Here is a 25,656-nt window from a genome sequence, read left to right on the forward strand (position 1 = left end):
GCGATCGTTCAAGCCGAGCGCAGCGCACTGACAATATTCAGTCGCGCTGCGCGCACGGCGGGCACGACGCCCCCGGCCAGTCCCATCACGACCGAAAACACGAGCGATTGTATCACGATCTCCGGCGAGAGCGTAAATCCGAACGCGAGCTCGGAGAACGAACCCCAGTTCACGGTTGAGATGGTCACGAATTGAAGGGTTGATGAGAGGAGCAGCCCGCCTGTTCCGCCAACGAGCGACAGGAACACCGACTCGAGTACAAAGGCGGTGAGGATGCTTCTCCTTCTGAAGCCGAGCGCGCGAAGCGTGCCGATTTCTCGCGTCCGGTTGGCTACCGCCGCGTACATGGTGATCATCGCCCCGATCATCGCGCCGAAGCTGAAGATGATGGTGATCACCAGCCCGAGGATGCTGATGAATTGCGACATCATTTCCGACTGGTCCGCGAAAAACCGGTTCTCCTGTTTTGCATCGAGCTGCTGGAGGCGGGGATCGGCCGCGAGCCGCGCCTGAAAGGCCTCGACCGTGGCACCGTCACGAAGGCGCACGGCAACCGATGAATACACGGGCCGCCGGAATGCAGCGGTCAGTTGTTCGACATCGCCCCATACTTCCGAGTCGTACGCGCTCCGGCCCGCGTCGAACACACCCGTGATAGTCCAGTCCTGCGCGCCGAAACGAAGTGTCTGACCGATGCTGCACCCTTTGAAGCGGGTGTGAATCGATGAACCGACGACGATTTCCGTCGTGCCCGGCTCGAACATCCTGCCTTCCGCGATCACGACCTGCGGCCGTATCGTGAGGCCCTCGGTGTCGATGCCGCGCACGATCACGTTTCCCATGTCGTTGGTTCCCATCTTGCTAAGATTGATGATCACGCTCATTTCGCTTGAAGCGAGCGGCGCGCCCTCCGTCGAGGTTGCGACCTCTCGGAAGGTGCGAACGATCTCCGCTGATTCGCGGCTCACGGCGCTGATCATTTCAGTCTCGGCCGATTTGCGGATGACAAGCACATTGTCTTCCCGTCCGGTTCCGACCATCGTCTTTGTGATTCCGTTCGAAAGCATCAATACCGCCGCAAAGACGAACACCACGAGCCCGATGCCGGCCATGGTGAGAATCGAGGTGAGCCGCCTCGTCCAAAGATTCCTGTAACTGTAGCTGAGGGGAATTTTCATGGCGTCATCCGATGTGCCGCAGGCCTTCCACAATGCTGGTGTTCATGGCGCGGTACACCGGCAGAATCGAGGCAATGATCCCGACAACCATGGCGAAGGTCATCGCCAGCACCATGGTCTCGGTCTCGATGAGGAACACAGGGAAGAAGTTCGACAGGGCCTCCGCAATCGCGTGCGTGATCGGGAAGGTGAGCAGGAGCCCCGACATGCCGCCGAGGGCGGCAATGAGCAGCGATTCACCCGTGATCAGTCCCGCGATATGCAGTGCGCGGAAGCCGAGTGTTTTCAGCACGGCGTATTCGACGACGCGCTCGCGCGCCGTCATGACCATGGTGTTCGCAAGCACAAGGAGAATGATGCCTATGATGATGTACGAGATGAACTCCATCGCGAGGATGATGGTGCTCGTCATGGAGATGAATCCCTGGGTGAAGGCCTTTTCAGTCTCGGTCTTGGTTTCATTGGGCGAATTCCGGAACAGCGCGTCCACGGACTGGGATATCTGGGCCGACTGACTGGGTTCCGCGATTTGCACCACGTACCACCCCACGACGCCGGCACGCACCGGCATGTCGCGTTTCAGCAATTCCTCGAGGTATTGCCAATGGAAGAACATCTGCGTCTCGTCCGTCGCGCGATCCCTCCCGGTGTACACGCCTTGCACGACAAACTCGTAACGTCCGGGAAAGATGTCGCCGTCGATGGTCATGACATCGCCGGGTTTCAAATTGAACTTGCGCGCCGTTTTCACGCCGACGAGGCAGGCGTTGCGGCGTTTTTTGAATGCGTCGAGATCCTCCTGCGGCACGAGCAGTTCGGGATACAGATCGAAGAATGTTTCGGCGTCCACCGCCATGCGCGGGAAGAAATTCCGTTCATCGATGTACACACCCTGGAACCACGTGGCGAAGGAGACCCCGGTGACACCCGGTACCGACGCGATGCGTTCCTTGTACGCGACGGGAAGGGGAAAGATGAACGACACCGAATGCCGCGTGATAAGGCGGTTCGGTGACGTTGCCTCGAGACCCACATTCCACGCGCCTATCACGGTGCGTATCAGGCCGAACGACATGACGGCGACCGCGAGTCCGAGCACGGTCAGCGCCGAACGCAATTTATGGCGCAGCAGATTCTTGAATATGAGTTTGAATACTTTCATGCCCGAATGCGGCGGAAAAATTCCGAGGTGTGACCGGATGAATCCTGTGTCACAACAGTTCACCCTTCTCCAGATGACGCTGTGTGTGTGCGCGCTCCGCTGCGCGCGGATCGTGCGTGACCATCACGATGGTCTTGCCGTTGACCGAGTTCAGCGTATCGAGGAGCGAAAGGATTTCTTCCGCGGAACGACGGTCGAGATCACCCGTCGGTTCATCCGCCACGATGATGGTCGGATCCGTCACGATGGCCCGTGCAATTGCGACACGCTGCTCCTGTCCTCCGGAGAGTTGTTTGGGGTAGTGTTTCATGCGGTCGGCCAACCCCACCACTTCGAGCGCCGCCTCGACGTGTGCGCGCCGTTCCTTCGCGCTGAGAGATGTCAGCAGCAGGGGCAGTTCCACATTTTCGAAGGCCGTGAGAACCGGAAGCAGATTGTAGAACTGGAACACAAAACCGACATGCTGCGCGCGCCATGCCGCAAGCTCGCTTTCGTTCAACGTCGGAACATCGGTCCCGTCCACCAAAATGGCTCCGTCATTCGGACGATCGATTCCGGCGATGAGGTTGAGAAGCGTCGTCTTGCCCGAACCTGAAGGACCCATGAGCGCGAGAAACTCCCCGCGCTCGATGTCCATCGTGATGCCGTTCAGAACCGGAATTTCAAGCGAGTCGCGATAGTAGGATTTCCGCAGTCCGCGGATGGCGATGATCGTGTCCATGTCTCATCACTGCGCGTCGATCTCGACACGCATCCCGTCTTCGAACGACGGATCGGGGCGCAGCACCACTACATCGCCCGCCTTGAGTCCCGAGAGAACCTCCACCATCGAGACCGCCTCAGTCCCAAGACTGACGGCCCGCTTTGCGAGAACCCCGTCATTCACCACAAACACCGTCACGGCGCCGCCGTCGCGCACGACCGCCGAGGCGTTTACAACGAGTTTCGGCTTTTGCGTGAGCAGGTCACCGCCGCCTTCCATCGGTAAATACGACACTTTGGCGCTCATCTCCGGGAGCACCCGTTTATCGAGGTTGCGGAAACGGATTTTGGTCATGACCGTCGCTTTCGCGCGGTCGGCCGTCGGTACAATTTTACTCACTTCACCGCGGTAGCGCGTGTTGGGATACGCGTCGAGAATGATTTCGCAGGGCTGGCCGATGCTCACTTTTTCGATATTCGACTCCGAAACATCCGCTTCAACTTCCAAGGACCGCATGTCGGCCATGGTCACCACCGCGCCGCGTGCGTTTGCGGCGGCGCCGAAGGGCGCGACCACTTCACCCACATCTGCATTTTTTGTAAGCACCGTGCCGTCGAACGGCGCGCGTATGACGGTGTTTTCGAGCTGCACGACGGTCGCGCGGACGGCCGCCTCGGCGGCCTTGATATTCGACGATGCCGCCTTCACCGATGCACGAGCTCGTTTGTCACGGGCTTCCGCGATGTCGAAATCCGCCTTCGACACACTCCCGTTGGCATACAGCGTCCGAACGCGTGCAAAAGCGGTCTCGGCATCGGAGGCCTCGGCCTCGGCCTGCGAGAGCGCCGCGCGGGCGGACTCGAGCAGCGAGCGGGCCTGCGCGACCGCCGCTTCGATTTCACCGCTTTCGATCCGCGCGAGCACCACATTGCGCGCGACATAATCACCTTCCACAACGTTCAGCTCCACCAGCCGTCCTGTGCCTTTTGACGCGACAGCGGCTTTTCGTTGTGCCACCACATAGCCACTGGCAACTAGCACGCGGTGCAGTTGGGCGGGGTAGAGCACCGACACCGGCGCCGTCTGCACCTTGGGCGGAGGATTCAGCGCGCCTCCCATGCCGAGCACAAGGAGAATCAGGACCAACAGTCCCGCCAAACCAAGCAGTATTTTTTTTCTCTTCCCGCGCACCTTGCGGGTATTCTCGAAACGATCGCGATCGATGCGCAACGTTGCGAGCGGTTCTTTCTCGTTTTCAGCCATGGGTACGGATGACTTGTGGAAGTGTGAGCGGTCTGGATGTATTCATCAAAGTACGGCTTTTTTCTCTCCGCCTTCAACAGAAGAATGATCCTTAGTTGTTCCAATACAAAAACAGGAAGCGAACGAATCCGTTCGCTTCCTGTGGGAATTGGGTGCTTTGTGATTCAAACAGTCAGGCTGCCTCTACCATGGTTAATCGTGCCACACGCCATCACGGTGATCCTGGCTGCTGTCTTCCTGCCGCATCCTCCTCCGGTTTTGTGTCCTGATTTCCTAGTTGTCCTTCGCGCCTTCGTTGATCCAGTCCTTGATGATCTGGATCGTCGTTTCGTTCAGAGGCGTACCGCCGCCGGGCATGCGATTTCCGAAGGGCGGCATCGGGCTCAGTTTCTTGATGATCAGGCTCGAATCGGCATTGCCCGCAATAACTGCCGGTCCGTGTACACCGCCGGTCAGTATTGACGGTACCGTTGCCAGACTCAGATTCGCCTGCGTTCCGTGACAACCCAGACAGCCGTGCGCCTGGAATATCGGTTTGATGTCCGATTGGAACGATTTCGCCTTTGTCACCGGCGCTGCTGTCGGTGTGGTGCTGTCGTCGCTGGAACATGCCGAGAGAAGGGCTGCGGTGAGTACAACGACAAACACGGCGGATAGAAGACGAAACATGGCGCTGCTCTTGGAAAAATGTATACAATCTGTGACTGTCTATCCTATCCCAATCATTGTGCCAGAAATCGTTCAGGACAAACGGGAGGAATTATCCCCTTTTTTGCAGCCCTTGTGGCAGTGTGTTCTGTGAGTGCCGCATCTGTTCCCCACAAGATGGTGATCAGTGTTGCACGAATGCCACACACCGGGGATGATGCTGTGCCACGCGCGGGGGGCGCCGCAGATCCTTGATTGCAAGTCAACAGATTGCTACCATTGTATTCGGATCATTCGATTCACATCTCACCCACCATCCCCCTCCTGCCATGAGACGCTTCCACGTTACCATCGCACTCGCGGTCGTGATACTCGCGGGGCTGTGCCCAAATCTGCATCCGCCCCTCACCGCCCAGAAGCACATCGTGTACGCCGCGCTGCACGACGAGAATAATCTCGGTATAGTCGACCCGGTCGCGGGGAAACTTATCCAGAGAATCCAAGTCGGCCGCAATCCTGATATGATCGCGTTCAACTCCGACAACAGCCGGCTCTATGTGAGCAACACAGGCGAAATCACCGTCTCGATCGTCTCACTCGCCGAAACGAAAGTCGTGCAGGCCCTGCGCCTTCCCGTGAACCGCCGCAATATCTACGCTGGTCCGCTCACGCGCACGCCGGACGGATTGAAGATCTTTGTCGCGGAACGCGCCGACAACAACGAGGAACTCCGCATCTACGTCATCGACACAAAAAGAGAACAGATTGTCTCACAGTTTGATGCGGGGAAAAACATCACCGCTCTTTCTGTGTCGCACGACGGAGCGAAACTGTTTGTGTTGAATCAGGGCGAAGGCGTGCGTGTGTTCGACGCGGGCAATTACACGCAGCTTGGAAGCGTTGAGTTGCTCCCCGGACTCGCTGCCGATCTTTCCGGCCTCGCATGCAGTCCGAATGAAGCCAAGGGATATCTCTCCTTCGGCACCAAGAACCGTGTCGAGGCATTCAGCACTGAGACGCTGAAATCGATCAAAGATATTCCCGTGCCCAAATACCATACCGGGAACCAGTCCTCCATCGTTTTCAGTGCAAACGGAAAATGGGCGTACATCGTGAACAGGAAGGTTGCGTTAAAGGAAGTGGACGGCATCAACGTGCTCGACACACAGAAAAATGAAATCATCAAGCTCTTTAATTCCGGCGTTGTCAATCGTGGCATCATGAGCGCCCCGACAGGCGACCTCTGCTACATCGCAGCCGAGGAGCTGAAGTGGTACAACATGTCGACGCTGGAACATCAGCGCTCCATCTCTCTGCGCACACCGATCTACGGTATCGCCGTCATCCAGAAACCGTAAACGATAGTATACGTCAATCGACATTCAAGGGCGCCCCGAAAGTTTCGGGGCGCCCTTTTCATTCCCATGGTGTGAAGGACGATGCCGGTGTCACGATCCGCAACAGCGTCGCCTCGAAAATCCCTACTGCGCGCTGCCGCGATAGCACGCTACTCCTGCGTGGAAGAATTGCTGATCGTGAATGCGCACTGGGCAGATGTTAGAAACATGTGGCGGCCCCTGACTCCGCCCGTCGTATGCAATCACCTTGTGTTTGAATCGGCATGTCGCAGTGGGGAAATCCGAGGTAGTTCAGTGTCATCGGCATGACCACACAACAGTTTGCGGTGGTAATAGTCTCTTTCTTCATGACGATGTTGCCGTCGGGATCTCTGAAGACCACCTCCGTGTTGGATATCACAGGGATGCAGCGGCAGAGCCACTTAGCTTCCGAGGCGATGAGCGGCAGGAGAAAACGCAGGGACGCGGAGACCGCCGGGGCGAACCAGGGCCACCGGGTTGCGACAAATCTCTCCACCAGCATGGCTCCGAAGTACTGATACATCTTCAGTGCACCGTCGAGCATCATGTTCAGAGTGCCATTCTGGCAGGCCATCTGACCGGCGGATGCGTACTGCCCGATGCGTGTCTCCCACTCCTCGAAGGTAAAATCGGGCGTGGGATCTTCCAGCGGTGAGGACGCGATGCCTGCGTGCGCCGTGACTGCCGGTTCCGCAGCATATGCCGATCCTGCGTCGGTTTCGGCGTAGGTGGTCGGCGTGTGCGCGAGAAGGCAGAGAGCCAGCACTGCGAGAGTGCAGAATGCGAATTTCATGGCGCCTCCTTAGCGTTGCGTGCGGATGAGTGAATAGTTGACTGATTCGCCTCGTCGGATAAAGGCGAGGAAGGCGGCGTGCTCGAGCATCGAAGCAGGCAGGACAAACTGCACCGGGGCGGAACCGTGTGCGAACCGAAGGTCCTCGTGCAACATCCGGCCCGCCATATCGACGCAATGGATTGCCACCGCGTCACCATCCTTCATGGAGGGATCGGAAACCCGCAGGACTGATTCAGACGGCGAGAGGAGATTCGGGTACACGGTCAGGCTCGGATTCTGAACACTCTTTCCCTCGCCTCCGTTCTTCGGGAGGGGCAGGGTCAACAGAATGGAATCCGCAAGATGCTCGATGTTTTTCTCGATGCTCTTGTACCCTTCCACGAGTGTGTGTGATACACGGGAGAACTGTTTGAATCGTGCATACAGTGCCCGTTCGGTAAAACGGCCCTCATCCTGCCCCTCAACCTCGGCAGTGATTCGTACAACGCAGCGCCTTCCGGCAAGCGCGGCCGGCGCGGCGAAGGTCAGCATGTACGGTTTCTCGACGGCTAATGTCGCGGTACCCTGCGCGATCGCAAACATGGCCTCCGAGAAATCGGTCCAGTTGCTGCATCGAGGGAAATTGAGTTGCTCCATGACACTGACAACCTCGTGCGTCGATGCATCGAGCAGCTCGATGCGGAAACGTACCGCGTCAGGGACGTCCAATTCCGCGGTATCCTGATCGATGCCTCGTGCCCCCTCATCCTTGTTCGTCGTCGGAAAGCGGAAACCGAAGTCGCGGAACATCGACAGGGTTTTTCCCTGTTCAAGAACAAATGGTTTGGTGACAAGCTCGTTGGCGTACTCGAGCGAATTGTACTTGTAGAGAGGCATATAGGGCGAGGTGAATTCGCCTGCGAGTGGATGGTCCCACTCAACATCCGTCGATTGGCCGTTTTCCCCAACGAGCGCCACTTCCGCGACCATCAGGCGCAGCGATATGGTCGGAAAGAACTGACCAAGTTCGACGTACGTCGTCCATGGTGTGCCATCGGGGTCGCGGACGTCCTTTGTGATGATCGTGACCCTGTCGGATGGATCCAGGCCAAGGTCCTGTGCTTCAACGCCTGGCGGGCGAAGCGCCGCGAGTATGAGCAGCGCGAGAATTGCGTGTGATTTCATGATGATCTCCCATGTTGCTGAAAATGGTGGTCGCTGCATCCGTGCCGGCGGATGCTAGCAGTGTGTGACTCAGGTGTATTTCCGCCGTGTTCTCCTCCTGCTGTGACGACTCTGTTCCATGCTCCATCCCGTTTCCGCGCCGGCCATGAAACGGCAGGGGCTCTACCCTTTCACGCGGCAAATCGAAAAATGTTCCCGCACGTGCCGTGCATCCTCACCAGCACGGTCCGACACGAAAGCCGTGTTTTGTTTGCTCTGGACCGCTGTGTAACTTGCAAGATTAAATCTCTTTTGTCCCCAGCCAGCGAAAATTGTGGAGCCCTCCCCCTCGTACTCACCGGAAAACGTGCTGATAACCGGTGGCGCCGGTTTTATTGGAAGCGCCTTTGTCCGCACCGTTCTTGAAGGATCTCTGTTTTCGGGGCGGATTGTTGTTGTCGACAAACTCACGTACGCCGGAAATCTGGAAAATCTGGCAGATCTGAAGGGACAGTTCGACTTCGTCCAGGCCGACATCTGCGACCAGGACGCGATGCAGCGAGTCTTTGAGACGTATCCAATCGATACTGTCGTTCATTTTGCGGCGGAATCGCATGTCGACCGAAGCATTCTCGGACCGCTCGTTTTCACGCATACCAACGTGCTCGGCACACAGATCCTTCTGGAAGCGGCGAAGCGGGCGGGCGTGGGCCGTTTCCTGCACGTCTCCACAGACGAAGTGTACGGGTCGCTCGGGCCCGAGGGCGCCTTCACCGAATCTTCACCCATCGATCCGACAAGCCCCTATGCCGCCAGCAAAGCCGCGTCGGATCTCATAGTGCTCGGGTATGCAAAGACCTTTGGCTTTCCGGCGATCGTGACGCGTTGTTCGAACAACTACGGGCCGCGGCAGTTTCCGGAAAAACTGATCCCGCTGATGATCATCAACGCCTTGCGCGACCTGCGGCTTCCTGTGTACGGCGACGGACTCAATGTGCGCGATTGGATACATACACGAGACCATGTATCGGCGCTGCTCGCCGTTCTGCGGCATGGCGCGCCGGGCGAAGTGTACAATATCGGAGGCCGGAACGAGCAGAAGAACATCGACATTGTGCGCGCGGTACTCGCGGCTTTGGGAAAACCCGAAAGCCTCATCGAATTCGTCCGAGACCGGCCTGCGCATGATCGCAGGTATGCGATCGATCCATCAAAGATCGCCGCGGAGTTGGGCTGGGTCCCCCGCGTCGATTTCTCCACAGGCATACGTGAAACGATCGACTGGTATGCCTCCAATACGGAATGGTGGACGCGCGTCTTGAACGGCGCCTACATGGAATACTACAACACGCAGTATTTTTCCAAATAATCATCGCTCATCGCAACGAGGGTCGGCTTGAAACTCCAGGAAAAAATCTCATCGAAGAACATCACCGTCGGCGTTGTGGGCCTCGGATATGTCGGGCTCCCTCTTGCTGTCGAATTTGCAAACGCAGGTGTCCGGACGCTCGGTATCGATGTTGACGCGGCCAAAGTCGCTTCCATCAACAAGGGCAAGAACTACATCGACGACGTCGACGATGCGGAGCTGCGCAAAGCTGTGAGCGCAGGGATGCTTCGCGCGGAGGACCACTACAGGAGCGTCGCATCGCTCGATGTGATATTCATCTGCGTGCCGACGCCTTTTACGGAAAACAAGGACCCTGATATCAGCTACATCGTGGAAGCGAGCAAAGGCATCGCGTCCGGGCTGCGCAAAGATCATATCGTGATTCTGAAAAGCACCACTTTTCCCAATACAACGGAAGGATTCGTCAAACCCATCCTCGACGCCACGGGCCTCAAGGTCGGTGCCGACTACTATCTCGCGTTTTCCCCGGAGCGTATCGATCCGGGCAACAAGCAGTTCACAACCAAGAACACACCTGTTGTTGTGGGTGGTGTCACAAAAAAATGCACCGAGCTCGCGGCTCTCGTGAACGGACTCGTCATCGAGCAGGTTGTCACAGTCTCGAATCCGAAAGTCGCCGAAATGGAAAAGCTGCTGGAGAATATCTTCCGCAGCGTGAACATCGCGCTTGTGAACGAGATGGCGATGCTGTGTGATCGTATGGGAGGCATCAACATATGGGAAGTGGTCGATTCCGCTAAAACCAAACCTTTCGGCTTCATGCCCTTTTATCCGGGTCCGGGAATCGGCGGCCACTGCATCCTCATCGATCCGTACTATCTGTCCTGGCTCGCGCGGAAGTACGATTTTCAGACGAAGTTCATCACGCTGGCTGCAGAGACAAACGAGAACATGCCCTTCTATGTGAAGAACATGATCTATCAGGAATTCGGCGTGCGCAAGGCGTCACTTCGCGACGCGCGCATACTGGTCCTCGGAGTCGCGTTTAAAAAGGATGTCGATGACACGCGCCACTCCCCGGCGCTCCGCGTGATGGAGCTTCTGCTTGAAGACGGAATCAGCAACCTTGTGTACAACGACCCCTTTATCCCCACGGTCGACGTGCACGGCAAGACTTTCCGTTCGAAGAAGCTCACAAAGGAACTCGTCGAAAGCGTGGATTGTGTGCTCATCACCACCGACCACTCGCAATACGACTACGACGACATTGTCCGCTCCGCAAAACTGGTCATCGATACGCGCAACGCGACCAAGTCGGTGAAGGGGGCCAAGAAAAACGTGGTTGTGCTCGGAGACGGGAAGTAGGCGTGCCTGTATTTCTCTCCGTCGTCGGGGCGCGGCCGAACTTCATGAAGGTCGCGCCGCTCCACCATGCGTTCCGTGCATACGCCGGACTGCTGACCCACCGCATATTGCACACGGGGCAGCACTACGACGAAAAAATGTCGAAGGTCTTTTTTGACGACCTCGAACTGCCGCAACCGGACGTGTTTCTCGGTGTCGGTTCGGGAACGCATGCGCAGCAAACCGCGCGTGTGATGATCGAATTCGAAAAGGCGCTGCAAACCGAACGCCCCGATCTTGTCATCGTCGTGGGTGATGTCAACTCGACGCTCGCCTGTTCGGTAACCGCCAGCAAACTCGGCATCCCGGTCGCGCATGTGGAAGCCGGGCTGCGGAGCTTCGACCGCGACATGCCCGAAGAGATAAACCGGCTCGTCACGGATGTGTTGTCGGACTATCTTTTCGTGACCGAGCAGGCCGGCCTCGAGAATCTGGCACGCGAGGGCGTACCCGCATCCAAGGTGCATTTTGTCGGTCACGTGATGATCGATTCGTTGATGCGGTATCGCGGGCGCCCTACTGCCGCTCAGGCGCTTGCCGCACACGGTGTCGAACCATCCCGCTATATTCTTGTGACCCTGCATCGGCCGTCGAACGTCGACAGCGAGGAGAATCTCGTCAAGATCCTGCGCATATTCGAAGGCCTTCGCGATGAAGCCCCCATCCTTTTTCCCGTACACCCACGGACGCGGCAGCGCCTCGCCGATACGGGCCTCTCATCCTCGTTCGAAGCCCTGCCGAATCTGCGGCTGTGCGATCCGATCGGATACGTGGATTTTCTCGCGCTCGAGGAACACGCAGGCGTGGTGATGACGGACTCGGGTGGAATACAGGAGGAGACCACCTTTCTCCAGGTGCCCTGCCTCACCCTCCGCGAAAACACCGAACGCCCTGTCACCGTCACACACGGTACAAATCAACTTCTGGGACTCGACGTCGAAGCGGCCGTGCGGCTTGCACGCGAAGCCCTGGCGGGAAACGGAAAACGCGGCGTGATCCCCGATCTGTGGGATGGGCACGCGGCTGAACGCATTGCCGCCGTGCTGGCACGCGACTTCGGCATTACACTGACCGGCGGGACGGTCCCGGCGTGATGACCGACCTCTCCATCGTCCTCATCTCGTGGAGGATGCGCGACATGCTCGAGCGGCTGCTCGAGTCCGTATTCACCCTTACACAAGGCATCACGTTCGAGATCATCGTCATCGACAACGACTCGCGCGACGGCACGGCCGAGATGGTCGCGGCGCACTTCCCCGCCTGTCGGCTGATTCTGAACGAGGTGAACAAGGGTGTCGCCCCGGCGCGCAACCAGGGCCTCGCTCTCGCACAAGGGCGCTATATCGTCACGCTCGACGCCGACATGGTGCTGCAGGAGAACTCCCTCGCGCGGCTCGTCTCCTTTATGGACGCAACCCCCGACGCGGGAATTGCGGGATGTAAACTCGTCTTCGAGGATGGAACCGTTCAGCCAAGCGGGCGGCGTTTTCCTACCCCCATGGCCTTCCTCATGCGGCGCCTGCAGGCATTCGAAATATTTCGAAACAGCCGCATCCTTCATGAGCACGAAATGACGGGCTGGGACCGCAACGACACGCGCGAGGTGGACTATCTGATCGGCGCATGCCAGTGCATCCGCCGCGAGGCCATGGAACGCGTGGGACTTCTCGACGACCATATCTTCTACGGTCCGGAAGACATCGACTACTGCGTCCGCATGCGACGCGCCGGCTGGAATATCTACTACGTGCACGACACACGCATCGTGCACTACGAGCAGCGCATCACGCGTAAGAAACTTTTTTCCCGACTGTCCTGGGTTCATCTCAAGGCGGTCGCGTATCTCTTCTGGAAATACGGCGGACGCCTCGACTGACCGGCTTACCTATTCGCGGCGGGTTTCCACTTGATGCTGCAGCCCATGGACGGGACTGGATCGATGCTGATTGAACGTCCCGCAAGCACATCGCTGATGACGGTGTCGAGATCGTGGCGGGTTGCGGCCGCGGGATCCTTCCAGTTGTCATCGATGCGACCGTTGTACTGAAGGCGCCGCTTCGTGTCGAACACGAAAATGTCCGGCGTACACACCGCGTCGTATGCCCGCGCCGTCTCCTGCGTTTCGTCGTAGAGATACGGGAAGGGGAAGTCCTTCGCGCGTGCTCGCTCGATCATCGCGTCGAACGAGTCCTCCGGGTAATTCTCCACGTCGTTGGGATTGATCAGAACAAATCTCGCGCGCGGTGAATACTTTTTCTGGAGGTCGATGAGCCGGTCCTCGCTCGCCATGGCGTAAGGACAATGATTGCACGTAAAGACCACAACAAGCGTCTCGGCGCGTGCAAATGAATCGAGTGTGTATTCGTTCCTGTCTACGCCTATCAGGCGGAAATCGGGCGCCGGTGTTCCCACCGGCATTCCTTTCGAATGCATCAAAGCCATTGTCGTACCGGGATAGTGATACAGAAACGCGCGCCTCGTTCCGGCGCTTCGCGAAAATACGACAATCTGTTCCCCTCTGCAGACTCCTTCCTCCTGTCTTGTTCCTCCCATGGCCCTCCCGTATTTTTATGGATGTAGTTTTTGAACATCGAAGCAGGAACGGAGAATACTCATGGCCCAGTCATTTGACGTCGTTGTTGTCGGCGGTGGTCCCGGCGGATATGTCGCGGCGATTCGTGCTGCACAACTCGGATTTAAAACCGCGTGTATCGAGGCAAAACACCTCGGAGGCATTTGTCTGAACTGGGGCTGCATTCCGACAAAATCCCTTCTCCGTAATGCAGAGGTCTGGGAAACCATCCGTCACGCCGAAGAGTACGGCATCACGGTCGAGAACGCGCGCTTCGATTTTTCGAAGATCATACAGCGCAGCCGGGGCATCGCCGACAGAATGTCGAAGGGCGTGGCATTCCTTTTCAAGAAATACAATGTGACACACATTGCCGGGCGAGGGATCCTCGCGGCAGCCGGGCGCCTCACGGTGAGTGATGCGGAGGGAACCGTGATCGACGAGATCACCGCGCCGCATATCATCCTCGCGACAGGCGCGCGTCCGCGCAGCATCCCGGGTGTGGCGTTCGATGGGAAGCGGGTGATTTCGTACTTCGAGGCCATGTCGCTGACAGAGCGTCCGGAGCGCCTCATCGTGCTCGGCGCGGGCGCCATCGGAGTCGAGTTCGCATATTTCTACAACACGCTCGGCAGCCAGGTGACCATCGTCGAAATGCTGCCGAACATTCTCCCGATCGAGGATGAGGACGTGTCGAAGGAACTCGAACGCAGCTTCCGCAAAAGAAAAATCGCGATCAAAACGAAGACCCGCGTGGAAGGGATCGAAACCACCGGCGAGGGTGTGCGCGTCCGCGTCTCGAACGACAGCGGCGAGGAAGTGCTCGAGGGCGACATTGCTCTTATGTCGATCGGCATCCAGGGCAATATCGAAAACATCGGGCTCGAGCAGAACGGCATCGTGGTCGAGAAGGGCTACATCAAGGTCGACGAGTATTATCGCACCAATGTGCCGGGCGTGTACGCAATCGGCGACGTTGTCGGACCGCCCTGGCTTGCACATGTGGCATCGGCCGAAGGCATCACCTGCGTTGAGGCGATTGCAGGCAAACACCCGGTCCCCGTCAATTACGCGAACATACCCGGATGCACATACTGCCAGCCGCAGGTTGCCAGCGTGGGATTGACCGAGAAAAAGGCGCGCGAGCTCGGATACGAATTACGCGTCGGAAAATTCCCCTTCACTGCGTCGGGAAAGGCCGTCGCTGCGGGGCATACGGAGGGTTTTGTCAAGATGGTGTTCGACGCCAAACATGGCGAATTGCTCGGCACGCATATCATCGGCTCGGAAGCGACCGAACTGATCGCCGAAGCGGCGCTTGGGCGCGCGCTGGAGACGACGGAACACGAATTGATCAAAACCGTGCACGCGCATCCCACGCTGTCGGAAGCGCTGATGGAAGCGTCCGCGGTTGCGTACGGCGAGTCCGTCAACTTCTGAGCACGCTCCAGACGCGCGCACGCTGTGTGCGCTCACTCGTCGCGGTCCGTACCAACAACAGGTGTTTTCTATGACCCGATTCCCGTACCGGCTCATCGGCATGGTGCACCTTCTGCCCCTGCCCGGCTCACCGCGTGCCGCCGCCTCACGCGATGAGATCCTCGCACGTGCGCTCATCGACGCCCAGGTACTGGAGGAGGCCGGCTTCGACGCACTCCTCGTCGAGAATTACGGGGACGTGCCTTTTCGAAAGGAACGCGTCGAGGCGCATGTGATAGCCGACATGACCCGCATCGCTCTCGAACTGCGGCGCGCCTGCTCGCTTCCGCTGGGAGTGCAGGTACTGCGCAATGATGCCGCCGCAGGACTGGGGATCGCCGCGGCGACTGGCGCTGCGTTTATTCGCGTCAACGTGCATGCGGGATCGATGCTGACGGATCAGGGACTGATAGAAGGTCGAGCTGATGAAACGCTTCGCGCGCGGAGAATGCTCGATGTGGACGTGCGGATCTTCGCGGACGTGCTTGTGAAACATGCCGTGCCGCCCGCGCCTGTCTCGATTGCGGATGCAGCGCGCGACGCCGTTGTGCGCGGCTGCGCCGATGCGGTCATTGTGTCGGGACGAGGCACGGGCGAACCCACCGATCCGATCGACGTCGACGTTGTGCGCTCGGCCGTCAGCGCTCCGGTGCTGATCGGGAGCGGTGTGTCGGAGGCAAACATTGGCTCATTGCTCGCCAAAGCCGATGGCGTCATCGTCGGCACCTCGGTGAAAGAGCAGGGTGTTACCACCAATCCCGTTGACGCTGATCGCGCGCGCGCACTTGTTCGTGCGGCACGCGGCTAACCCGGCCGCAGTCGGTCAGGGCATGCCCTCGCCAAGTACGATCTGCACTTTACGCTCGCGCTGACGCTGTTCGCCCGATGCTTTTGCACCGGACCGCGTACGGCCTACACCATGTGAATGGATGCGTGTGTCCGGAATCTGCTTGCGGTTCAAATACTCGTACACGCGGTCGGCGCGTCTCTGCGAAAGCAACACGTTGTAGGCATCGTCCCCAATTTCGTCCGCAAATCCGCGGATCTCGGCGTTCAGCTCGGGGTGCTGCTGCAGTAATTGCGCGACATTGTCGAGAAGGATCTTCCCCTCTTCGGTGAGCTGCGCGCCGTCGAAGGGAAAGTACACTTCTCCCAGAACGGTCGACAGGCGTTCCGGTGTGCCGGGCGCTTTCGCGGCTGCGTTCAGTATCACCAACGACTTGTTGAATGATTCGCGCAGAAGCGCTGACAGGAAGGCCTGCTTCTCGCCGGAGGTACTGCCCGAGGGCGCAAGAGCAAGTGCTTCGCGGATGACGCCACTCGATGACGCCGTCTCCTCGGCTGACGGGTCCACCGCCCCGGCTGTTTCCACACGTGCGAAATCTCGCCCGAAGGTATTGAACATGACCTCGTTGTTCGGCTGAATGGAGACCCCGCTCCGCCCTGTCTGCACCAGGTAGCGCACCCGCTCGGCGTCGCTGCCGAAAAGTGATTCGTAGTCCACGTGTGCAAAACGCATCGAGAGCATTTCTTCCTCGGTGCTCCCGTCGGGACGCACACCGATCCGCATTTCGTATTCCCCGGTCGGAAGACGTTCCGTCGATACATCGCCGCCGGACATGCCTGCAAAGTCGAGGAATTCCCGTGCGGTGAATTTTTGAGAAGGTTCACGAAGCGTCATGCGTCGCGTGCTCTGCGCAATGGTCAGTCCGTCTCTGAGCAGCTCGAAGCGCACATCCACGTTGATGTCTTCTGATTTTTTCTTTTGCAGCACAAGCTCCACGGACTCGGCATCACGCTTAAGACCCGGTATGCCTTCAAAATCGCTTACCGCAATGGTCGGCGACACAACGGGCTCCCGTCTGGGGGCGGGCAACGGCGCAGCTTCAGAAGCGGTCTCTCCCGTCTGTGTATTTCCATCACGTGCGGTCTCCGCATCACGTCCTTCAACGGAGCCGGTCTCGCGGTCCGGGTCCGCCGTTGTCCGTCCATCCGTTTGTCCGTTCCCGCGGTTGTTGCCGGCAGATCCATCCCCGTTTCGGTCGTCCCCACTTCGCGAGTCGCCGCCCCTCTGACCCGCGATGACGGGTGGACCGCCCGGCGCTGTTTTCGGCGGTGCGGGAAACTCCGGGGATTCTCCGCGTGGCCTTGTCTTTTCCGACAGATCGGGCGCGTTCAGAGTCCAGCGTACACCAACTGTAAACAGAGACATTCCGTCGCGGTTGCTGCCTTCGAAATGCACTCCGTCGAGATGGTCGGTGGTCGTAAACATCGCGGAATACTGCGCACCGAGCGTCAGCGTCTCCGTGAGTGGATACTCGATCGCGAGCGCCGGTCCGAACGCCAGCTCCACCGCGCTGCTCGATTCGGAACGCTGGTCGAAATTGATGTTGGTGGAATGATACATCAGACCACCGCGGAAGGAAAGCACGCCGTGTATCCCGAACAATGAGGGCGTCACGACGGAAGGTCCGGCGGTTAAAACGAAGAGCATCGTTGTGTAGTCGATGCTGTTGAAGGTCAGCTTGTAGTACTTCTTGAGTATGAGATCCCCGGCTTTGTTCTGCAGAAATCCCCCGAGAAGATCGGCGCGCACACCGATGTTGTCGGTCAGGAAATACTCGATGCCGGCACCCCCGAACGGACTGATAAGGTAGTCGCTTTGTTCGCGCGTAAAATCATCGCCGGGCATCGAGATGCCTCCGTCGATCGCCAGCCGCCAACGGCCTTCCTGGTACTGCTGCGCGGCCGCATCGTGCGGTCTGCAGACAAACACCATAGTCAGACACAGGATGATAACGAAACGTCTCACCCGATGTGTGATCTGTTCCAGCGATGTGGATGGCATGACTGCATCGGGTGAGACGTTGTGCAAATCGCGCTGATGAATACGGCTATTTCAGCACAACGAGCTGTTTTGTCAAGAGTGTGCCGTTGGCACGGAGGATATACTGATACGTGCCGCTGGGTACGGACTCGCCTCTGTCGTTCTTTCCGTCCCACGCCATGAAGTGCATTCCGGCGGGCTGCATCTCGCGAACAAACGTTTTCACGAGCGAACCGCGCATATCGTACAGCTCAAGACGTATGTCCGCCGCGGAAGGCAGGTTGTACGCGATGCTTGTCGAGCCGTTGCGTGACTTCGAGAAGGGATTCGGGTAATTCTGCTGCAGGTCGGGTGTGCGCACAACCGTCTCTTCATTTTTGACAGATGTGGGCGGCTTCTCCGAAAGCGTGAGTATCTGATTGATCGCCAGCCCCTTGAAGGTCTCGTTCTTTTTACCCGGCCAGCGGACGATGATGGAATCGATCGAAGCGGCTGTGCCAAGACCGACGTGAAGGACGTAGGGCTGCTGCGATCCCGCGCCCTTGCCCGCCGTCACCTCGCGCAGATACACCGCGCCGCCCGCAAACACGCGCACTCGCGCGCCTATTGCATGACTGTTTCCGGTGCTGGCCTGCAGGCGCAGCTCGGTCCAACTGCCTTTCTGTGTCAATTCGTTGCGGTAGAGTCGAAGGCCGAATTCGGAGGCGACACCAAGATCGAGATCGCCGTCGTTGTCGAAGTCCGCCCAGGCAACGCCGAAGCCGCCTTCAAGTCCGGTACCCGATTCGTAGGTCACGTCGGTGAAGCTCCCATCCTGATTCTGCCGGTACAGCGACGATGTGAAGCACTGTTCGCCCGATGTCACATAGAAATCGAGCAAGCCGTCGTTGTTGAAGTCGGCCCATGCGACATCGGCCTGGTACACCGTGTACCCGAGTTTCGATATTGCCTGACTGTTGGTGAAGCTGAAGGCCGTGGCGGCGTTGTTGCGCCAGATCGAAGTGACGTCGCTGTACATAAGCTCGTACGGAATCGCGGTCTCGCCTGTCAGCAGGTCCATCGTACCGTCGTTATTCACGTCGCCGAAGTCGCAGCCGCGCGTGTTGCCGTAGAGTCCGGGGTAGGCCGACTTGGTGCCGCCCTGCGCTCCGTGCGCCTGCGCGATGCTACGGAAAAACGGCGTGCCCTGATTTTCGAACAGGTAGTTCGACTGCAGCCGGTCGTTTCCGACAAAAAGATCCATATCTCCGTCATTGTCGTAATCCGTCCACTGCACGCAGCTCGCGGGACGCCAGCCCTCCACGGTCTGATTGCGGTTGTAGGGATTCCTGCCGTACTGGCCCTTGGTGTAGCCACCCACATTCGCGGTATTATCGAGGAACGTGCCGCCCTTGTTGGTGTAGAGGAAGCCCTGCCACGCTGCTCCTTCGACCATGGCGGAGTCCTGCTGATTCGTCGGATTCTTCATGAACATGTATTCACCGTTGCCGACGAAGAAATCGGGAAGCCCGTCGTTGTTGTAATCGGCGAATGCCATCGCCTGTGTGTTCACTGAACGGCTGAGACCCGGGGAAGCCTGCAGGCTGAACGACCCGGCGTTGTTGAGATACACGAAGTTGTCGGGCTGGCACACGATGTCGAGATCCCCGTCGTTATCGACGTCGACGAACATTTGCACCTGGCTGCCGATGTTGAAACCGACGGCCTTTGCCACATCCTCGAATGTCCCGTCGGGCTTGTTACGATACAGGCGGTCGCCGCTCAACAGATCCTGGCGGCCGTCTCCGTCGAAATCGCCCCAGGAGAGACGCGGATTCGTGCTCTGCCGCGCGTTGAGACCCGTCTCAACGGTCGCGTCGCTGAAATACTGCGGGGGATTGTCATTGTAGTATTCGCCTGCGGCGCCGATGTACCAATTGTTCGTCGGCTTGTTGCCTTGGAACCATGCCCCGAAGCCGTAGGACGACGTCGCAGAATTGTATTGCGCGAACAGATTGGTGAAGGACGAATCGCCCTCGCTGTTGCCGCAATTGATGGCCTGCGTCACATTGTCCATACGCACAAACAGATTGTCGCTGCGCTTGATGATGCCCACAAAGAACTGGCCCGGACCACCGACATCGATCGGCGTGCTGAAGCGGAACCGGAACAGGGAATCGATGCCCGCTGGGATACCCACGCGGACCGGCTGAAACAGCGGACGCAACTGATACGGAAAGGCGAAACCACCTTCCTTTCCGAACATCACCAGATCGGCCGAATCGGCGGGCGAACCCGCCGTGGAGCGCGAAACGAACCACGCCGAAATCTCCTGAATACGCACCGGCGCCGTCGCGTCGAAGCGCGCGAGCATGATCGAGTTGGTGGGAAGGTTGAGCAACATGTAATTGTTCTCAACATTGTAGTACTCGAACTTCACTTGTGCGTGTGCTGTGCCAAGCAAAAACGCTGCAACCGCCAGCAACCGGAATACGTGCTTCATGTGCGCCTCGTGGGATGACCGAATAGTGTCTGTGCGTGATGGTGTATCATGGCAAATGTACCAAATTCAAGCTTCTGAAGCCAATGTCCACTGGCTCCGAAGTCTCATGGAAGCGGATCCCCGCCGCCCCGGCGGCAAGACCTGCACCACGCGCATGGACTGAGACTTCTTCCGAACGAGCGGCGAATTTGTGGATGACGCCGTGCCGCACTTGCCGAGGATCAGCGTGAGAACGGAAGCTCTATCCCTTCGAGTGGATGGACCAGCTCGCCGGGTTCGGCAGCGCTGAGGGCAAGCATACGCTCGATCGGCGCAAGCGCGCGCAGCCGCAGCGTATCATCGAGAAGTATTTCCGGCGCACGGGACGACATGCAGCGATGGATCTTCTCGAGTGTGTTCAGTTTCATGAACGGACATTCATTGCACGCGCAGGGAGCCTCGGGAGGCGCGGCGATCAGTTCCGTGTCCGGGCATGCCTTGCGCATTTGATGGAGTATCCCCGCTTCCGTTGCGACGATAAACCGGGTCCCGGGATTGCGGCGGACGTGTGCAAGCAGCGCACTCGTCGATCCGATGAACGACGCATGCGAGAGAACCGTTTCCTCGCATTCCGGATGCGCGATGATCTCCGCGTCGGGATACTCCTCCCGGAGCGCAAGCATCTTCTGTTCGCTGAATTGTTCATGCACGCTGCACGCGCCTTGCCATAGCAGCATACGTCTTCCGCTGCGGCGCGCGAGCCAGGCGCCGAGATTTTTGTCGGGAGAAAACAGGATGGGCACGTCTGTCGGGATGTGTGCCAGTATCTTCTCCGCACTGCTCGAAGTGCAGATGATGTCGCTGAGGGCTTTTACTTCGGCTGTGCTGTTGATGTATGTGATTGCGAGGTGATCCGGATGCTCCTGCCGGAAGCGGCGGAAGAGATGCGCGGGCGCTCCTTCCGCAAGCGAACACCCGGCATCGAGGTCTGGCAGAAGAACCGTGCGGCCGGGATTGAGGATCTTGGCCGTCTCCGCCATGAAGTGCACGCCGGCGAAAACGATCACATCGGCGTCGGTCGAGAGAGCGGCACGCGAAAGCTCAAGACTGTCGCCCACAAAATCCGCGATGTCCTGTATGTCCGGCGTCTGATAATAGTGCGCGAGTATCACGGCATTCATCTCGCGTTTGAGCGAGAGGATGGCGTCTTCGAGTTGTGCCTTCGGGATATGTGTGGTCGCGGAGTCCGCCATTGTCAGTCCGGAAGAGATTCAAACAGGCCGCCGAGCGGCGGGGAGAAGGATTCCCCCCAGAACACGTAATGCTCGATTGGCCGCATGAGCACTCCGCGGATGTTATCGGAGGCGATGACTTCGCGGATGCTGTCCTGTAAGTCGAGTGCGACCCGCTTCGTGTCGAGGAACTCTCGCACGTCGACGGCGCAATCGATATCGTCGTCGCTGTCGAATCGCAGCACGCGGGCGGCGCGCTCCGCGTTTTCCCGGTCGACTGTCTGCATCGCGAAACGGCGGGGTCCGCCGGGGCGCTCCCGCGCCTCGACGAAGCAGCGCTTGACAACGGCATGAGCGACGAGATGGTCGATGAAACCCGAGATGCCGTGCGCGGGATACGACACAATTACCTGCGGCCGCACCTTCTCGATGGCGGCGTGCACCGCGTGCTCGAGCAGGCGCGGATCAAGCTCGGCGAGGCGTCCGTCGGGAAAATCGAGGAGTATAAGCTCCGATAATCCGAAATGATCGCGCAGCGCTGCCATTTCCGCGGCGCGTTTCTCACCCATCTGTGCCCGCGTGAGACCGAGTTTCGGCCCCTGGCTCGACGCTTCGCCGCGTGTGAGGGTCAGCAGTGTCACCGCGGTGCCCTCGGCGACCTCCTTGGGTATGGTCCCGCCGCATCCGTAGGTTTCGTCGTCGGGATGGGGGAATACGATGAGCAGGCGCTTGTCCATGCGCGCTACTCCACTGTGACGCTCTTTGCGAGATTCCTGGGCTGATCGACGTCGCAGCCACGGTAGACGGCGGTGTAGTATGCGAGCAACTGCAGGGGAATAATTGTGAGGAGCGGGCTGAGGAAGTCCACTGTCTTCGGCACCTCGATGACGTGCTGGGCCATGTCCTCGATGATGGAATCATCGTGGTTCACGACGGCGATCACCCGGCCTTTGCGCGCGCGCACTTCCTGGATGTTGCTGATCACTTTCTCGTGTATCCTGTCCTGCGGCGCAATAAACACCACGGGCATGTTCTCGTCGATCAGCGCGATCGGGCCATGTTTCATCTCGGCCGCGGGATAGCCCTCGGCATGAATGTACGAGATCTCCTTGAGTTTGAGCGCTCCTTCGAGCGCGGTCGGGAAATTGTAGCCGCGGCCGAGATACAGGGCGTTGTTCGCGGCGGCGTTCTGTTCCGCGAGACGACGGATCGGCTCCGTGCGGTTCAGAATTTCCCGGACCTTGTCCGGTATCTTCAGCAGCTCGTCGGCGAAGCGCTGGCCGTCTTCCAGAGAAATGAAACCACGGTTGCGCCCGAGCATCAGCGTAAGCAGGGAAAGCACCACGAGCTGCGATGTAAACGCCTTGGTCGATGCCACGCCGATTTCGGGTCCCGCGTGGGTGAACACGCCGGCCTTCGTTTCGCGCGCGATGGTGCTGCCCACGACGTTGCAGATGCCGACAACCGTCGCGCCGCGTTTCTGGGCCTCGCGCAGTGCCGCGAGTGTGTCGGCTGTCTCGCCGCTCTGGCTTATGGCGATGATGACGTCGTCTTCCGTGATGATCGGATTCCTGTAACGGAATTCCGAGGCGTATTCCACTTCAACGGGGATGCGCGCGTACTGCTCCAGCATGTATTCACCGACCAGCGCCGCGTGCCACGAGGTACCGCAGGCCGTGATGATGATGCGCCGCGCGTTGGTCAGGGCCGTGGTGACGTCGCGCAGGCCGCCGAGTTTTGCCGTGCCCTTGTCGCGAAGTATGCGACCGCGCATCGAATCCATGATCGTCTGCGGCTGCTCGTGAATCTCCTTGAGCATAAAATGTTCGTAGCCGCCCTTTTCGATCTGTTCGATGTCGTACGTGATCTCCTCGATCTTGTGCTCGATGACTTCGTCGCCGATTGTCTTCACCTCGCAGCCGTCACGTGTGAGTGTCGCGATGTTCCCGTCCTCGAGATACACGACCTGGCGTGTGTGATGGACGATGGCCGACGCGTCGGATGCGATGAAATACTCGCCGTCGTTGATACCGAGCACCAGGGGGCTGCCCATTCGCGCGGCGATCAGCGTGCCCGGTTCGCGGCTCGACATGATCGCAAGCCCGTACGTGCCGTCCACTTCCTTCAACGCGAGACGCACCGCCTGCTCGAGATTCGAAGTGATATCGTAGAATTTCGATATGAGCTGGACCAAGGCCTCCGTATCGGTGTCGGATACGAAGGGGATGCCGTCCCTTTCCAACCGCTGACGGATCGCCGCGTGATTCTCGATAATCCCGTTGTGCACCAGCGCTATCGTGCCGGTATAATCGAGGTGGGGATGCGCATTCACGTCGGTCGGTTCACCATGCGTCGCCCACCGCGTATGGCCGATCCCGATTGTCGAATGATTCGGGTATAAACCTTGCAGCGTTTCGAGGTCCGCGACCTTTCCGGCTTTTTTTCGCGTGTGAAGCTTCCCGCTCTCGAGCCAGGCGATTCCCGCGGAATCGTAACCCCGGTACTCCAGGCGCTTCAGTCCGGTAAGCAGAATCGGTGTCGCCTCCTGCGGGCCAATGTATCCGACAATACCACACATAGGATGTCTCAATCTCCAGGATTCTCCCCGCCGGGATCGACACGGCGGGTGGTTCGGCAACGGTACATCTCTGGCATCCGTTACGAAAGCACGAAAACATACTCGCTCCCGCCCGGAATAACAAGGTGATAAAAGACGTACCGAGTGGCATGGTGACGCGGGCACTGTTCCCTTGACGCGCTTTTATCCCGTGTGCGAGGCCACGCCCGGCCTGCCTCTTGTCTTTTTTCATGCTGTGAATTATTTTCACAGGTACATAGAGTATCAGTCCCTGGTCACAGTGGTGACGGCGCGAGGGTGTTTTCTGATTCACGGAGAACTCCCTCTGTCTTTTCGATGGAGTGAGCGACCCCGCTATAGGCACATGCGAACAAAGCGAAGTTGACCACACGCTGAGTATTTACTTTCATCCATCACACCTGTGAGGTTCGTTATGATCAGTGGATTCACATGCCGGTCCACGATGCTCCGTATATGGAGTGCGGTTTCGGTATTTGCGCTCGTTTTCTGTCTCGGCTCCGCGGCCGTGGCACAGACTCCGGGGTATTACAACAATGCCTCGAGTTCCACCACAAATGTGTATCCGTTTTCCAGCACGGTGAACAAGGTACAGAACCAGTTCCTGGCGAATGAATTCCCCGGCGCCTACGCAGGTAATATCACCAAGGTGTATTGGATGGGTGCCGCCGCAGGGACGACGACGTACACAAACATGAAGATCTGGATCGGCCAGGCGAACACAACGTTTAGTACAAGTACAACAACCTTCGCCACAGGTCTGACCCAGGTGTACAATCAGGCGTCGACGCAGATCACAATCACCGCGGCGAATCAGTGGTTCGGGATACAGTTGCAGACGCCGTTTCCGTACAATCCCAATCAGGCATTGATCGTACTTGTGTGCCACGAGGGCTACTCCGGGTCGGGGATCGGCATCCGCTATCCGGGCGCATCAGCGACACCGCCGTACCGCCGTATCTGGGGAAGCGGCTGCACAACCGCAAGTGGAACGGGAACAGATGGTGGGAATTACAACTTCGGCTTCGACCTGGCATCCCCGAACTATAACGACGCGGGCATCTCCGGACTCTTGTCGCCCGTCAACTTCTGCGCCGGCAACTACGACATCCAGGTCAAACTGATGAATTACGGCAAGCAGGACCTGACCAGCGCCACGATCAAGTGGACCTACGACGGCGTGCCCGAGAGCGACTACTCATGGAGCGGCAACCTTGCGCCCCTCAGCGAAGCCACAATTACACTCGGCAGCAAGAACTTCGCCGCGGGTGTCAATCACCCCTTCAAGGCATGGTCGCACATGCCCAATAACGTGCCCGATACCGGCGTCTTCAACGATACACTCAAGGCAAATCTCAAACCCGCTCTCAGCGGCACCTTCACCATCGGCGGTGCAACACCGAACTACGCCACCTTCGCGGCCGCTGTGGCGGATCTCGTGGCCAACGGTGTGTGCGGACCC

At 58.6% G+C, this 25,656-nt stretch carries 21 protein-coding genes; 8 read left to right on the forward strand and 13 right to left on the reverse strand.

Annotation, left to right across the window (positions count from 1 at the left end; all coding sequences use genetic code 11):
- Positions 1–8: 8 nt before the first annotated feature.
- The 5 genes from HY962_10870 to HY962_10890 form a co-directional block, all read right to left on the reverse strand.
- Positions 9–1,178, reverse strand: a complete 1,170-nt coding sequence (locus HY962_10870; protein MBI5647423.1) for an ABC transporter permease — start codon at positions 1,176–1,178, stop codon at positions 9–11.
- Positions 1,179–1,182: 4 nt separating this feature from the next.
- Positions 1,183–2,340: an FtsX-like permease family protein gene (locus tag HY962_10875; GenBank protein ID MBI5647424.1), complete on the reverse strand. Its 1,158-nt coding sequence runs from the start codon at positions 2,338–2,340 to the stop codon at positions 1,183–1,185.
- Positions 2,341–2,389: 49 nt separating this feature from the next.
- The gene (locus tag HY962_10880; GenBank protein ID MBI5647425.1) at positions 2,390–3,061 is read right to left on the reverse strand and encodes an ABC transporter ATP-binding protein; all 672 of its coding nucleotides are present in this window, start codon (positions 3,059–3,061) and stop codon (positions 2,390–2,392) included.
- A gap of 6 nt (positions 3,062–3,067) precedes the next feature.
- Entirely contained in the window at positions 3,068–4,306 is a 1,239-nt protein-coding gene (locus HY962_10885; protein MBI5647426.1) for an efflux RND transporter periplasmic adaptor subunit, read from the reverse strand.
- A 273-nt stretch (positions 4,307–4,579) separates the two neighbouring features.
- The gene (locus HY962_10890) at positions 4,580–4,975 is read right to left on the reverse strand and encodes a hypothetical protein (protein MBI5647427.1); all 396 of its coding nucleotides are present in this window, start codon (positions 4,973–4,975) and stop codon (positions 4,580–4,582) included.
- Positions 4,976–5,283: 308 nt separating this feature from the next.
- Between HY962_10890 and HY962_10895 the strand changes: the two genes are divergently transcribed.
- On the forward strand, positions 5,284–6,312 hold the full coding sequence (locus tag HY962_10895; protein ID MBI5647428.1) for a YncE family protein: 1,029 nt from the start codon (positions 5,284–5,286) through the stop codon (positions 6,310–6,312).
- Between the two features lie 199 nt (positions 6,313–6,511).
- Here HY962_10895 and HY962_10900 read toward each other — a convergent pair whose 3' ends face one another.
- Both HY962_10900 and HY962_10905 read right to left on the reverse strand, forming a co-directional pair.
- Positions 6,512–7,126 carry a hypothetical protein gene (locus tag HY962_10900; protein ID MBI5647429.1) on the reverse strand — a complete coding sequence of 205 codons (615 nt, stop codon included), beginning with the start codon at positions 7,124–7,126 and terminating at the stop codon, positions 6,512–6,514.
- Between the two features lie 9 nt (positions 7,127–7,135).
- A complete protein-coding gene (locus HY962_10905; protein ID MBI5647430.1) occupies positions 7,136–8,293 on the reverse strand; it encodes a hypothetical protein in 1,158 nt (385 codons plus the stop codon).
- Positions 8,294–8,606: 313 nt separating this feature from the next.
- Between HY962_10905 and rfbB the strand changes: the two genes are divergently transcribed.
- The 4 genes from rfbB to HY962_10925 are packed head-to-tail and all read left to right on the forward strand — an operon-like array spanning position 8,607 to position 12,903.
- On the forward strand, positions 8,607–9,641 hold the full coding sequence (gene rfbB, locus HY962_10910; protein MBI5647431.1) for a dTDP-glucose 4,6-dehydratase: 1,035 nt from the start codon (positions 8,607–8,609) through the stop codon (positions 9,639–9,641).
- 27 nt (positions 9,642–9,668) lie between these two features.
- Complete coding sequence (locus tag HY962_10915) at positions 9,669–10,988, forward strand: nucleotide sugar dehydrogenase (protein ID MBI5647432.1); 1,320 nt, start codon at positions 9,669–9,671, stop codon at positions 10,986–10,988.
- 2 nt (positions 10,989–10,990) lie between these two features.
- The gene (gene wecB, locus HY962_10920) at positions 10,991–12,121 is read left to right on the forward strand and encodes a UDP-N-acetylglucosamine 2-epimerase (non-hydrolyzing) (protein MBI5647433.1); all 1,131 of its coding nucleotides are present in this window, start codon (positions 10,991–10,993) and stop codon (positions 12,119–12,121) included.
- A complete protein-coding gene (locus HY962_10925) occupies positions 12,121–12,903 on the forward strand; it encodes a glycosyltransferase family 2 protein (protein MBI5647434.1) in 783 nt (260 codons plus the stop codon). The genes wecB and HY962_10925 overlap by 1 nt, the downstream gene beginning before the upstream one ends.
- Before the next feature lie 5 nt (positions 12,904–12,908).
- On the opposite strand, the gene HY962_10930 is transcribed toward HY962_10925, so the two are convergent.
- Positions 12,909–13,469 carry a thioredoxin family protein gene (locus HY962_10930; GenBank protein MBI5647435.1) on the reverse strand — a complete coding sequence of 187 codons (561 nt, stop codon included), beginning with the start codon at positions 13,467–13,469 and terminating at the stop codon, positions 12,909–12,911.
- 172 nt (positions 13,470–13,641) lie between these two features.
- Between HY962_10930 and lpdA the strand changes: the two genes are divergently transcribed.
- Both lpdA and HY962_10940 read left to right on the forward strand, forming a co-directional pair.
- On the forward strand, positions 13,642–15,039 hold the full coding sequence (gene lpdA / locus HY962_10935) for a dihydrolipoyl dehydrogenase (protein ID MBI5647436.1): 1,398 nt from the start codon (positions 13,642–13,644) through the stop codon (positions 15,037–15,039).
- A gap of 70 nt (positions 15,040–15,109) precedes the next feature.
- A complete protein-coding gene (locus tag HY962_10940; protein ID MBI5647437.1) occupies positions 15,110–15,886 on the forward strand; it encodes a BtpA/SgcQ family protein in 777 nt (258 codons plus the stop codon).
- Between the two features lie 15 nt (positions 15,887–15,901).
- On the opposite strand, the gene HY962_10945 is transcribed toward HY962_10940, so the two are convergent.
- The 5 genes from HY962_10945 to glmS form a co-directional block, all read right to left on the reverse strand.
- A complete protein-coding gene (locus tag HY962_10945; GenBank protein ID MBI5647438.1) occupies positions 15,902–17,926 on the reverse strand; it encodes an OmpA family protein in 2,025 nt (674 codons plus the stop codon).
- 46 nt (positions 17,927–17,972) lie between these two features.
- Positions 17,973–20,387, reverse strand: coding sequence for a VCBS repeat-containing protein (locus HY962_10950; protein MBI5647439.1), 2,415 nt, complete (start codon positions 20,385–20,387; stop codon positions 17,973–17,975).
- Positions 20,388–20,608: 221 nt separating this feature from the next.
- Entirely contained in the window at positions 20,609–21,619 is a 1,011-nt protein-coding gene (gene nadA / locus HY962_10955; GenBank protein ID MBI5647440.1) for a quinolinate synthase NadA, read from the reverse strand.
- 2 nt (positions 21,620–21,621) lie between these two features.
- Positions 21,622–22,335, reverse strand: coding sequence for a PIG-L family deacetylase (locus tag HY962_10960; GenBank protein ID MBI5647441.1), 714 nt, complete (start codon positions 22,333–22,335; stop codon positions 21,622–21,624).
- A gap of 5 nt (positions 22,336–22,340) precedes the next feature.
- The gene (gene glmS, locus HY962_10965) at positions 22,341–24,176 is read right to left on the reverse strand and encodes a glutamine--fructose-6-phosphate transaminase (isomerizing) (GenBank protein MBI5647442.1); all 1,836 of its coding nucleotides are present in this window, start codon (positions 24,174–24,176) and stop codon (positions 22,341–22,343) included.
- A gap of 463 nt (positions 24,177–24,639) precedes the next feature.
- On the opposite strand from glmS, the gene HY962_10970 reads away from it, so the two are divergent.
- Positions 24,640–25,656: hypothetical protein (locus tag HY962_10970; GenBank protein ID MBI5647443.1), on the forward strand; the 1,017-nt coding region annotated here is incomplete at its 3' end.

It is taken from the genome of Ignavibacteriota bacterium, assembly GCA_016218045.1.
Lineage (GTDB): Bacteria > Bacteroidota > Ignavibacteria > SZUA-365 > SZUA-365 > JACRFB01.